Below are 12,458 nucleotides of genomic sequence, written 5' to 3'. Positions count from 1 at the left end.
TTAATCCTTATGCCTTCAGACGGCTGAATACACGACGAGCGTTGCCTTCAAAAATAAGCGCTTTCTCTTCGTCGTTGACCTTGTCGCTTGCATCGATGTAACGCTTGGTATCATCAAAATAGTGACCACTTTCTGGGTCGATACCACGTACCGCACCAATCATCTCAGACGCAAACAGAATGTTTTCCGCAGGGAGAATATCCAGTAGTAGGTCAATGCCTTTTTGGTGGTATACACAAGTATCGAAGTAGATGTTCTTCAGAACTGACTCTTCTAATGGTGGAAGACCCATGTCTTGTGCAATACCGCGGAAACGTCCCCAGTGGTAAGGCACTGCGCCACCACCATGAGGAATAATAATTTTCAGCTCAGGGAAATCTTTAAATACATCCGACATCAGAAGCTGTTGGAATGCCGTGGTATCCGCCCCCAGATAATGTGAAGAAGTGGTATGGAAGCAAGAGTTACACGCCGCAGATACGTGGATCATCGCCGGAACGTCTAACTCAACCATTTTTTCGTAAAGTGGGTAGAACGCTCGGTCACCCAAAGACGCATCTTTCCAGAAGCCGCCCGTGGTATCTGGGTTTAGGTTACAGCCGATAAAGTCCATCTCTTCGACACAGCGAACCAATTCGGGTACCGATTTAGAAGGCGTCACACCCGGCGACTGAGGAAGTTGAGCAACAGGTGCGAAGTTGTTAGGAAATAGGTCACACACACGACGAATCAAATCATTTTGATGCTCTGTCCAGAAGCGGCTAGTATGCTCGTTTCCAATGTGGTGTCCCATCCAACTTGCGCGAGGAGAGAAGATAGTCAAATCGGTTCCGCGCTCTTTTTGCAGACGAAGTTGGTTATTTTCAATACTTTCGCGAATCTCATCGTCAGAAATACTGATTGTACCTTTGTCTCCAACGTATTTTGGATCTTTTGCTACCGCTGCTTTTTGGCTTTCTCGGTAATCACCGACTTGCGGTGGTGTAGTGGTATAGTGGCCGTGGCAATCGATTATCATCTCATCAATTCCTTCTGTTGTTTTGTTTTTATACTCAAATAACCTCGAGATGCTTAGTTCTGTGAAAATGTCTTGGCTGATAAATTCAACCACGACTTGAATCCTGCATCTGGAATTCACTTGTGTATAACTACTATACCGACGGAGATAACAACTCGACTATTTCAATTTATTTTTACGGTATAAGTTTTTGAGATAGAAACTTTACCCTTACCGTCCAAAAAACCAATAAAAGATCAATAAATACATAAATTTAGAAAAAGTTAACAGGTGTTAGAAAAATGAATTTTTTATTTAATGGTCGAGATAAAGGAGGGGGAATTATGGTTATTGAAAGTTGGAGTACTTACCATGTAACGCCGTTTATTTTTTAAAGCCAGTCTCGGTCACTTACGATATTTTTATAACGAGCTGCTGAACGTTTAAATATTAGCTTTAACTATCAATTAAATAGTATCGCTAGCGAGATATTGCTGAGTTTAAATCGCGAGTCACAGACCTTTTTGTTTCCGACACTCAATTAGAAAATTGTCATCATTGCCTGATCTAGAACGCAACAAAAATACTTAAGTAATCCTACTCAAAAAATGCAACTAGTTTTATAACAAAAATCGCTTTCACGACACCACAATCTAGCACTCACCCTAAGACGACCTATAATTCATATAGTGAAGGTGCCATTCAATTTTTAGATAAAGGGATAATTATCAATTGAGAACAATAAAAAATAAAATCCATAAATTCAACAAATTAAACCAAATTTTATAGAGTTGAAATATTAAATAAAAAATAAACACCCTCCATTGTATACAATTTCAAATAGGAGATTGGCGTCACAATTTATAAACAAAAAAGTAACCTAATCATTTAGCATTATGCTTAAACATGTCTAAATAAGTGAAAAGTTAATGTGGGCTTGCCTTCTAGAATCGTTGCCCCATCAGCGTTACCAGCTTTCCGAATTGCATATTCAACACTGATAATTACATTGCTCATTTACAGGCGGTCTTATGTTTAACATCCCAAATATTCGGCACTTACGCGCCATTTCTGAAGTCGTCAAAACAGGCAGCATCAGTAAGGCATCGGAGACCGTGTTTCTCTCCCAACCAGCCATCACTCAAGCGATTTCAAAATTCGAAAAGAGTATTCACAGTGAACTTTTTGAACGTACCAGTGATGGCATGACACCGACTCCGCAAGGTAAAGCGTTCGCGTTTCGTATAGACAGGGCGTTAGATCATATCGAACACGGGATTTCGGAGACACTCAAGATCGCCAAAGGGCAACGCAAAAGCAACGTTCATCGATTTCTATACAATATGACGTCGACACACCTGAAGGCGTTAGTTGCCGTGTCGGATGGTCAGGGGTTTACCGAAGCCAGCCGCCTGTTGGAGGTATCCCAGTCTTCCGTTTACCGCGCATCCAAAGATCTTGAAGAGATCTTAGATGTCACCCTATTCGAAAAAATCAGTAATGGTATTGTCGTAAGTAAAGCCGGCACCGCTCTCGTCAAAGCTTGTAAGCTCGCATTTGTTGAAATAAAGCAAGGAATCGAAGAGATCGACGCACTTAGCGACCGTCATAACAGTGTGATCACAGTGGGCTGTCTGCCGTTAGCTCGTACCTGTTTGCTACCTATTACCATTAATGAATTCAGCCAAAGCTATCCAGACTGCCGGATTCAGGTTATCGATGGCCCCTACTCCGATTTGCTCAACCACTTAAAGTACGGTGAAATCGATGTACTGATCGGCGCATTGCGATTTCCGATCCCGAGTACCGATATTCGTCAGGAAACCCTGTTCGAATCCGAAAACAAAGTCTTTGCACGCCACGATCACCCGCTATCCAAAAAAGCGAATGTCACTCTGCAGGATTTACATCAAGCCAGTTGGGTAGTCTCCAGCGCCAATACGCCAGGACGCAAGATGTTTGAAGACCTCTTTATCAATGGCGGATTACAGCCCCCAACACGTTTAGTCGAAGCCAGTTCGCAGATGCTTGTAAAAGAATTGATACTGGGTAGTGATCGCCTGTCTGTCCTTTCTCAACATCAAATTCAACGTGAACTGGACGAAGGCCACTTTACGATTTTACCTTTTGATTGTAGCCAGCAATCTAGACCGATTGGCCTTACCATGCGTAAGAACTGGTACGCGACCACAGTACAGACGCATTTCGTATCGCTTCTGCGTAAGAATGGCTTGAAAATGTCAGGCTAATTCGGGCAGCGCTTTCTCAAAATTGAATACCTCTTATCATCTTTTGATTATTCGTGTTTTTATCCAAATGTTACAGTCGTTGTCGGTGAAGCAACATATTCGGGTATCAAAGGTGAAAACAACTCGCGCCGCATTTATTGGCTTCGGTGAAGCCGCTCAAGCACTTATCAGCATCGCTGGTGATAATGCACCGGAAGTGATCAGTGCTTTTGATATCAAAACACGCGATGAGGCTACACGTGAAGCAAAACTGATGGATTACATCCAATTTCAGGTCAATGGCGCGTTTAACCCAGAGCAAGCCGTTTGTGGCGCTCAGGTTATTTTTTCTCTCGTTACACCCGATCAGGCAAACTTGGCTTTAGCACCGCTCAGTAGTGCGCTAACAGAAAAGCAGTTTGTCGTTGACTGTAACTCTTGTGCTCCGAGTGTAAAAAAACACAATGCAACGTTGGTAGAGTCTCAGGGCGCAGCCTATATTGACGCTGCAATAATGAGTCCGGTAAAAGAGAATTCAAAGCCAATCCCACTGTACATTTCTGGAAAAAAAGCCACTCTGGTTGCACCACAATTGCAGTATTTGGGTTTTGACGTCACCGTGATTTCAGAGCAGGTTGGCGATGCTTCACAAATAAAAATGTTGCGTTCAGCAATGGTGAAAGGTCTGGAAGCATTAACAACAGAATGTATGCTTGCTGCTCATCGTGCCGGGGTCGCTCCCTATGTGATTGAGTCACTGGAAAAGAGCTACCCACAATTTAATTTGTCGCAATTGGCGGTTTACCATATGGAAAGAATGCTCACCCACGGGAAACGTCGAAGCGAAGAACTTAAATCGGTAGTCGAGACACTTGCTTCACTTGATATCGATACCAGTATGTCGAGCGGCGCAATCAACTGGCATCAACGGATGTCGGATGTAAATGTAACTGTCGATAATCAAACGTTAGAACAGTTATCTAATCAAATTTTGAATACGATGGAGCACTCAGCGTCACCCATCCAATCAAACGATACCCTTTCCTCTTAACCAAGTGTAATAAAGGATTATTTATGAAAGTATGTGTAGTTGGTGCAACTGGTGCCTTTGGCCGTAAGCACTTAGAAGCCATCCAAAATATCGACGACGTAACCGTATCAGTTATGGTTTCTCCAGAACAAGACAAGCTTGATGCTCTGATCAGTGAGTATGATTCACAGGCTGTAGGTGTGACGACGCTTGAAGAAGCACTTGTTCGTGACGATGTTGATGCCGTTATCTTAGCAACGCCAACTCAAGTGCACGCATCTCAGGCGATTCAGTGTATGGAAGCTGGCAAGCACGTTTTGGTCGAAATTCCTATGGCTGATAACATCGAAGACAGCTACAAAGTGGTCGAGACTCAAAAGGCAACCGGTTTAGTTGCAATGGCTGGCCACACTCGCCGTTTCAACCCAAGCCACCAATGGATTCACAACAAAATCCAGGCTGGTGAGCTAAACATCCAACAAATGGATGTGCAGACATACTTCTTCCGCCGTACCAACACCAACGCGAAAGGCGAGCCAAGAAGCTGGACCGATCACCTGCTATGGCACCACGCTTGTCACACAGTGGATTTGTTCCAATATCAAACTGGCGAAACCGCATCGCAAGTTCAAGGCATGCAAGGCCCTATCCATCCTGATCTTGGCATCGCAATGGACATGAGCATCGGTATGAAGGTGCCATCAGGCGCGATTTGTACGCTTTCTCTGTCATTCAATAACGAAGGGCCATTTGGTACGTTCTTCCGTTACATCTGTGATGAGGGTACTTTCCTTGCTCGTTACGATGATTTGTACGACGGCTATGACAACCAAATTGATTTGACGGGTGTTACTGTGTCAAACAACGGTATTGAATTGATTGACCGTGAATTCTTCGAAGCGATTAAGACTGGGAAAGAGCCGAACTCTAGTGTTGGCCAATGCTTGTCAGCGATGGAAACACTGCACCGCATCGAAGAGCAGCTCATTTAAGGACAACACAGCTAAGGAATCTTACTATGCAACAACGCAAAATTGGCCAATTTCAATGTAACCCTGTCGGTCTGGGATGTATGAACCTGTCTCATGCGTACGGCACACCACCGGATGAGAAACAGAGTATTCATTTACTCAATCATGCCCTCGATCTTGGTTACAACCATCTTGATACCGCGACATTATATGGTGGCGGTGCCAATGAAAAACTGGTGGCCAAAGCCGTTGGGCATAGAAGAGATGAATATCTGTTGGCCAGCAAGTGTGGCATGTTCATTAACGAACAAGGTAAGAAAGAGATCAATGGTCGCCCTGAAGCGCTGCGTAAAAACATTGAAAGTAGCTTACAACGTCTAAACACGGACGTAATTGACCTCTATTACCTTCATCGCTGGGACAAAACCGTCCCTATCGAAGAAAGTGTCGGCGAACTAAGCAGACTGGTTAAAGAAGGCAAAATTCGTGAAATCGGTTTGTCTGAAGTATCCGCAGAGACAATAACAAAAGCTGCTCAAATCCACCCAATTGCGTCCGTACAATCCGAGTATTCTCTCTGGACTCGCAACCCTGAGTTCAAAGTGCTGGAAACTTGTAAAGCACTGGGGACGGCGTTTGTTGCATTTAGTCCGTTAGGGCGTGGAATTTTGACGGGTAAAATCGATTCCCCGACGAATTTTACGCCTAAAGATATCCGTCGCAACATGCCTCGATTCGATAATGAGCATTTTGCCCATAACCAGCATCTGGTGGCACAACTGGCGCAATTGATCGAGCAAGAGTCTGACACTGAGCTAAGTAAAGCGAGTCTGGCTAGCATCGTTCTGCGCTGGGTACTGGATCAACACGATCATATTCATGTTATTCCGGGAACCACCAATATCGACCATCTCACCGAGAATGTGTCTGCAACGTCGGTAACCCTATCTAGCGACCTGTTAGAAAAAATGGGGCAGCTCATCAACAATGACAATGTTTCCGGCACGCGCTACAACGTCGCTCAACAAGTTGAGATAGATACTGAAGAGTTCGACCAAAGTACCGCTCTCTCAGTCTAAATTTTTTGAGCCTGCTGCTTCGGTGAGCTTTTTAAGTCAGCTTAGCTTAGAGTAAAACCTATCAGCAGACTCCTGAAGAACTTGTTTGATTAGACAGGAAAGCGTAAGCGTCTTCCGATCCCAAAAAATTTGATTCCACTATTTAGGTAAACTCCGGTTAAACTGGCGAATACCAATCACAGTAAGTAAGTGGTCAGAAATAGCGTAGGAAAAATGCTTGAGAACAAGGCAACATTTTTCGATAAGTAGTTACTCTACAATCAAAAATGTTAACGCTGTTATCTAGTATTTTAACAAGCTAGAATAACCAGTTATTTGCTACGATTGGTATAACATATTTAGGAAAAACCGGAGTAAACCATGCTGATCACCTTTCGCTGTAAAAGCCATGCCAATATCACCATGTTCGGCGATATTGCCCTCAATATGATAAAGATGATGGGGCATAGCGGTACTGTGCCCGGTTCGATCTCAGCTCAAGACCTGCCAGAAGCGCTCGCCAGATTAACCGCTTCGTTAACCAAAGCAGCAGAAGCAGAGCATAAATCCGTTCAAGAAGCAGATGATGATGATGACGAGCAATCAGAACCGGTCGTATCGATAGGTCACAGAGCAATGCCACTTGTTGAACTGCTCAAATCTGCCATTGAAGACCAATGTGACGTGATGTGGGACAGCCAGTAGATATGCCCTAGGATTTTGTCAAAATTCACAACAGAAGCATTAAGACTGTGATCGTAATCTTCTCTTAATTGCTTTTCTCTTCTTAATAACCAAAAGTGATTGTAGCCTATATTTCAATCGCCAGAATGTATATTGTATTCTGTTTTGTTCGCATCATAAACCTCATGGAAACGTCACGTGGACATCAAACGTCTTCAGTACTTTGTCGCTTTAGCTAAGAACGGCAACTTTACCAAAACAGCCGATCAACTGGATATTGCCCAATCGGCACTCAGTGTTAGCATGCAAAAATTAGAGAAAGAAATCGGTCTGAAGTTGATCAATCGCAGCAGCAGACAGATTCAGCTCACCTCTGATGGCATGAGATTCCTGTTCCATGCGCGCAGGATTCTGGAAGATGTTGAACTCGCCCAGATTGAAATGGATGAGCTGAAAGGGCTCGAACGCGGCAAAATCGATTTTGGTGTTTCTGCAATGCTTGGGTCTTATTTTTTCCCTGAAGCACTGTCAGCCTTTAACCAAGCCTACCCTAATATTCGTATTCATGTTCAGGAACACGGCACAGCAACACTAGAAAAAATGCTTTTAGAAGGCGCTTTAGACTTGGCATTCGTCCGCACAGATAAACCCGTTGATCAACTGAGATACGTCTCATTGTGCCCTGAAGAAATCGTTGCCTGCGTTAATGAGAGCCACCCATTTGCCCAATTATCGAACGTAACTCTGGAACAATTCTGCGAGCAACCGCTTATTCTGTTTCGGGAAGGATATTTGCTGCGTGAAGCCGTCAGTCGTTACTGCCGGAAGCACAATTTAAAACCAGATATACGCTTTGAGACCAACTTAATCGAACTCGTGAAAGCCTTAGTGAAAAAGGAGGCAGGAGTTAGCACATGCCTGAGACGAATAGTGCAAGAAAATGAGCCACTAGTTTGCGTACCGTTTAATCCAGCACTAAAAGTCGAATTCGGTATTGGCTGGAAAAGCAGCCACTACTTGTCTAATGCATCGCGTGCGTTTTTGAAGTTTATGGAAGAGTGGTATCAGCCCAAAAGAATCAAATAGCGCGTTATAAAAATGCCCTCGGCCGCCCGGAAACGACTGAGGGCAATACTATCCTGAAATGTCTCTAATCAGCACCGACTTTGAGTGGTGTGAATACTTTCAGTTGATTCAAAACGGTAACCAGAAGAATACCCACCGTGGCTGCGATGTTGATTACATCACTATCGCCAAATGCCAGTACCAACGCACTGACGAGTAGTACTCCTCTTGCGACCTTAGATAGAGGGTTAAACAACCTGCCTTCAATACTGCCCGCAAACGCAACGATCAAGGCGAGTGTGTAGATCACCGACAAAGCGAATGGGAACAATGAGAACTCTTTAAACCAGATGAGATTGCCGTGGGCCATCATAATCGGAATTAAGAAGAACCCTTGCGCCAACTTCATTGCCTGAATCGCTGATTTCATTGGTGAGGCATTTGCAATACCAGCGCCCGCAAACGCTGCCAGAGCGATCGGCGGAGTGATATTAGAGGTCTGTGACAACCAAAAAACGATCATATGCGCGGCAAGCAGGCTAACACCTAAATCGGTCAATGCTGGTACCGCCATTACTGACAATACGATATACGCAGCAGTAACTGGTAGCCCCATTCCAAGAACCAAAGCTGCCAATGCCACCAGCCCGAGAACCGACCATAATTGACCGCCCGACATGGCAAGCAGGAACTGCGTGAACTGCAGACCAATTCCGGTTTGTCCAATTACACCAACGATAATACCTGCACAAGCACAAGCTACAGAGATAGGCAGAGCCATCAGTGCCCCTTCTTTCATTCCCTGTAAGATCAGCTTCAATGAAACTCGCGTCGACTTACGCACCATAGCCGCAGCAAGAATAGCGCCACAACCTGCAATTCCGACCAGTACAGGCGAGTAACTCAACATCAATAGCACCGTAATAAAGACTAATGGAGCTAAGAAGTGCCAGCCTCGAACCAGAACAATTTTAATGCTCTCTATTTGCGCCATACCTTTCAAGCCGAGCTTACACGCCATCAAATGGATATAAAGCAACGTTGAAACAAAGTAGAGAATGGCAGGAACAATCGAAACTAGAAGGATCTCTGAGTAAGCGATACCGGTAAACTGCGCCATCACAAAAGCCCCAGCCCCCATAACGGGTGGCATGATTTGCCCACCGGTTGACGCCGCAGCTTCAATGCCAGCCGCCTGCTCTGGTCGGTAACCTAGCTTTTTCATCATCGGAATGGTCAGCGAGCCCGTCGTAACCGTATTCGCAATTGCTGATCCAGAAATCGAACCCAGCGCAGCAGAGGCTATAACACTCGCCTTCGCCGGACCACCTCGATACTTACCAGCCAGAGCGAAGGCACAGTCGATAAAAAATTGACCCGCTCCGGTAACCTGAAGAAACGCGCCAAATAGCACGAAAGTAAACACCACGCCAGCAGCAATTCCCAATGGTGCTCCGTACACGCCGTTAGTCGAGAAAATATGGAAGCGAATCATCTCTTCAATAGAAAAACTCTTACTAGCGATGGCATCCGGTAAGTGTGAGCCAAACATTGCATAGAGAATAAAGACGATTGCCAACCAAGACATCACGACACCAACAGTACGTCGCGTCGCCTCAAGCAACATCGCGATGACGACTACGCCTGCAAATGTATCCGTCAGCTGAAGACCATCCATCAGAAAGCTCATATCATCGTAATCGAACACGCTAATACGCCAGGTTGCCCAGATTGTAAGTACCATGCAACACAGATCGATCATTCTTCCAAGCAGGTAGACTAACGTTGTTCTGTTTAAAGAGAATGTCGGCTTAACCAAAAATACCAATACCAGCACCCAGCTAATATGAATGGGGCGAAATGTGGGCGCAGCTAACGACGCTGTAATGCCTTGCCAAATCTGAAATGCTGATAACGACACAGCAAAAATGGCGGCGACAGCAATCAGACGCTCGGTAACCAACAGGTTCCAGTTTCTATTGTCTTTCATTCACTGACCTGCCCTATTGCGCTTGCTTACTCTGCTGCTCTTGAAGATACTTTTGGGCACCCGGATGTAGAGACACCGCGCTTAGCTGGTTCATATTTTCCACCGTGGTGAATTTTGCGACACTGAGTGAATTTTGTAATGCTGACGCGTTTTCAAAAATTAAGCGGGTCATGTTGTAAGCCAACTCTTCGTCAAGTCGCTGGTTAACGACCAAAACGTTCCAAACCGCTGGTGCCGTAAAGCTTTCTACACCGTTATACACGCCCTGTTCTACCTGCACTGACTGATACGCAGGAAGCGCACCCATGATAGATTTCATGTCTTCAGCGGAGAAATTAAGCACGCGAATATCTCGGGTCAGAGCCAATTCAGTGATCGCGCCCAATCCGGTACCACCAACAAAAACCCCGGCATCAATCTGACCATTCGCAAGAGCCTCCGAAGTCGCGGAGAAGTTAAGTGACTGAACATTCATACCGTCTTCATCAAGGTCCAGTGCAGAAAGAATACTTCTCGCGCTCACTCTGGTACCCGAACCTGGCGCACCCAGAGAGACAGTTTTCCCTTTTAAATCTTTCAGTGAGTAAATATCCGAATCTGCACGCACGACAAACTGTACAACGTTTGGATAAAGTGCCGTCAGTACCGCAACATCAAGTGCACGTGAAAACGGCTTGCTTCCCTCTTGAGCCTGAATAACGACGTCACCCATCGCGAGACCTACCAATTGCTTATCCTGAACCACTTTGATGGTGTTCTCTACTGAAGCCGCCGTCACTTCAACTCGCATATTGAAATCAGGCAGGTTATCACTCCAGATTTTTGCCAGAACACCACCATATGGGTAATAAGTTCCACTCTGACTCCCTGTACCGATAGTGTAATTTTCTGCCTGGGCTCCACTAGCTACACCAAGAATAGAAGCTAGCAGCAGCGTTTTAATTGTTTTTTTCATAATGTCCTCACGTTATTGATGTGTATAAACACTCCATGTCGGCTTTTACACACCATTAACAATACTGACAAACACGAATCCTGGCTTTTGAGATATTAATAAATAAAAGTTGCTGCAAAAAAGATGAAAAATGGCATTTCTAATACAAATAAGTGATGAAATGAATCACTTTTATTAATAAAAATGAACGCAAACCGTATTTTCAACTGACTAGAGACGCAAGCCATCTATTTTATAGATTGAAAGTATATTTTCGATATATTGAACATATAGGACCAACACTGTTAACCTTTTTGCAACAGGAAAGAACCACAGATATACAGGGTGCTCCCAATTAGGCCGCTCAACACCAAGTGGTAAACAAGCAACATCTACCACTAAGAATCAAAAGCTGAACCGGGACATCTTTTGCTGAAATAAAAGGAATAACCATGACACTAAGCATCAAAGACAGCGTAAATTCGGAGCTGAAAGGCATTACCGTAACCCCACATCCAGCTAATGAGCGCTTGCAGGTCGTTACGCTTGGAAAAGACTTATTAGAGAAGTTTAATGACCTGACTTGTGAGTGGGATCTTCAAGCCATTGAGTACAAACCGTTTCTTCGCTTTGCGGTAGCAGAAGCACTGGATAAAGCATCCGACTATCAACTCGGTGAGCTGCTTGTACAGATTATGGATGATCGTAATCAAGGCGCATTTCTTCTCGAAGCTTGTGATGAAGTACGAGCAGAGTATGAAGATACAGAGATCCAGCGTCGTTACTTCGTCAAACTCTCTACAGCTATTTCGCACATGATTGGTCTGCCAAACTTTGATGCTATGTACGGAAAATATTATGCTCGTTTTACAGTACGTAACGTTGACGACAGTGACAGCTACCTACGTCAGGCTCACCGCCGTATGGAAATGCATAACGACGGCACTTATGTCAACGAGCGCACAGATTTCGTACTAATGATGAAAATGGAAGAGAGCAATATGCAAGGTGGCGATTCACTGCTATTGCATCTCGATGACTGGCAAGACTTAGACAAATTCTATAATCATCCAATGGCGAAGCAAGACATTACTTGGGGCGCGCCACCAAGCAAAAATACCGGTTATGACATTGAGCACCCTGTCTTTTTTGAAGAAGATGCAGAAGGCAAACCACACTTCCTGTTCATTGACCAATTTGCGAAACCTAAAAATCGACGTGAAGGTTTGTATCTGTATGAAATTGGTGAGTCTCTTGAAAATGATCCGAACTGTTTTAATGTTCGTGTCAACGTCGGTTCAATGCTGGTTGTTCACAACCACCGTTGGCTACACGGACGAGATAAATTTGTACCGCATCCAGATCTAAGTCGTGAATTACTCCGCCAAAGAGGTTCATTCTCACGCTAAATGTTACTGAGCCAGGGAACGGTCTGGCACCACTAAACTACATAACAATAATTAGCCCGTGTGAAATAACACGGGCACTACTATTTTGGAGA

10 protein-coding genes are annotated in these 12,458 nt (G+C 44.5%); 7 read left to right on the top strand and 3 right to left on the bottom strand.

The features are described 5' to 3' along the window. Positions 1–7 precede the first annotated feature (7 nt). Positions 8–1,018: an amidohydrolase family protein gene (locus tag OO774_RS20400; RefSeq protein ID WP_264906276.1), complete on the bottom strand. Its 1,011-nt coding sequence runs from the start codon at positions 1,016–1,018 to the stop codon at positions 8–10. A gap of 1,010 nt (positions 1,019–2,028) precedes the next feature. Between OO774_RS20400 and OO774_RS20395 the strand changes: the two genes are divergently transcribed. From OO774_RS20395 to OO774_RS20370, 6 genes are all read left to right on the top strand, one after another. Continuing rightward, entirely contained in the window at positions 2,029–3,246 is a 1,218-nt protein-coding gene (locus tag OO774_RS20395) for a LysR family transcriptional regulator (protein ID WP_264906274.1), read from the top strand. Between the two features lie 112 nt (positions 3,247–3,358). Then, positions 3,359–4,276 (top strand): DUF1932 domain-containing protein, encoded by a 918-nt coding sequence (locus OO774_RS20390; protein WP_264906272.1) that lies wholly within the window; start codon positions 3,359–3,361, stop codon positions 4,274–4,276. A 23-nt stretch (positions 4,277–4,299) separates the two neighbouring features. After that, complete coding sequence (locus OO774_RS20385) at positions 4,300–5,247, top strand: Gfo/Idh/MocA family oxidoreductase (protein ID WP_264906270.1); 948 nt, start codon at positions 4,300–4,302, stop codon at positions 5,245–5,247. A 26-nt stretch (positions 5,248–5,273) separates the two neighbouring features. After that, the gene (locus OO774_RS20380; protein WP_264906268.1) at positions 5,274–6,305 is read left to right on the top strand and encodes an aldo/keto reductase; all 1,032 of its coding nucleotides are present in this window, start codon (positions 5,274–5,276) and stop codon (positions 6,303–6,305) included. 360 nt (positions 6,306–6,665) lie between these two features. Next, positions 6,666–6,989, top strand: a complete 324-nt coding sequence (locus tag OO774_RS20375; protein WP_264906267.1) for a DUF1840 domain-containing protein — start codon at positions 6,666–6,668, stop codon at positions 6,987–6,989. A gap of 177 nt (positions 6,990–7,166) precedes the next feature. Beyond that, on the top strand, positions 7,167–8,054 hold the full coding sequence (locus tag OO774_RS20370) for a LysR family transcriptional regulator (RefSeq protein ID WP_264906265.1): 888 nt from the start codon (positions 7,167–7,169) through the stop codon (positions 8,052–8,054). A 64-nt stretch (positions 8,055–8,118) separates the two neighbouring features. On the opposite strand, the gene OO774_RS20365 is transcribed toward OO774_RS20370, so the two are convergent. Beyond that, entirely contained in the window at positions 8,119–10,023 is a 1,905-nt protein-coding gene (locus OO774_RS20365) for a TRAP transporter fused permease subunit (protein ID WP_264906263.1), read from the bottom strand. A gap of 13 nt (positions 10,024–10,036) precedes the next feature. Continuing rightward, positions 10,037–10,978: a TAXI family TRAP transporter solute-binding subunit gene (locus tag OO774_RS20360; protein ID WP_264906261.1), complete on the bottom strand. Its 942-nt coding sequence runs from the start codon at positions 10,976–10,978 to the stop codon at positions 10,037–10,039. A gap of 431 nt (positions 10,979–11,409) precedes the next feature. Between OO774_RS20360 and glaH the strand changes: the two genes are divergently transcribed. After that, positions 11,410–12,366: a glutarate dioxygenase GlaH gene (glaH, locus tag OO774_RS20355; RefSeq protein WP_264906259.1), complete on the top strand. Its 957-nt coding sequence runs from the start codon at positions 11,410–11,412 to the stop codon at positions 12,364–12,366. The last annotated feature ends 92 nt before the right edge of the window (positions 12,367–12,458 follow it).

The sequence above is a fragment of the Vibrio sp. STUT-A11 genome, assembly GCF_026000435.1.
In the GTDB taxonomy this organism is placed as follows: Bacteria; Pseudomonadota; Gammaproteobacteria; order Enterobacterales; family Vibrionaceae; genus Vibrio.
The sequence above is the reverse complement of the archived record's forward strand: the minus strand, read 5'-3'. Positions and strand labels throughout refer to the sequence as shown.

Bases quoted from the DNA above. Each gene is read 5' to 3' on its own strand.
- OO774_RS20365 (WP_264906263.1), bottom strand. From the start codon at position 10,023: ATGAAAGACAATAGAAACTGGAACCTGTTGGTTACCGAGCGTCTGATT.
- OO774_RS20360 (WP_264906261.1), bottom strand. From the start codon at position 10,978: ATGAAAAAAACAATTAAAACGCTGCTGCTAGCTTCTATTCTTGGTGTA.
- OO774_RS20400 (WP_264906276.1), bottom strand. From the start codon at position 1,018: ATGATAATCGATTGCCACGGCCACTATACCACTACACCACCGCAAGTC.
- OO774_RS20395 (WP_264906274.1), top strand. From the start codon at position 2,029: ATGTTTAACATCCCAAATATTCGGCACTTACGCGCCATTTCTGAAGTC.
- OO774_RS20380 (WP_264906268.1), top strand. From the start codon at position 5,274: ATGCAACAACGCAAAATTGGCCAATTTCAATGTAACCCTGTCGGTCTG.
- OO774_RS20385 (WP_264906270.1), top strand. From the start codon at position 4,300: ATGAAAGTATGTGTAGTTGGTGCAACTGGTGCCTTTGGCCGTAAGCAC.
- glaH (WP_264906259.1), top strand. From the start codon at position 11,410: ATGACACTAAGCATCAAAGACAGCGTAAATTCGGAGCTGAAAGGCATT.
- OO774_RS20375 (WP_264906267.1), top strand. From the start codon at position 6,666: ATGCTGATCACCTTTCGCTGTAAAAGCCATGCCAATATCACCATGTTC.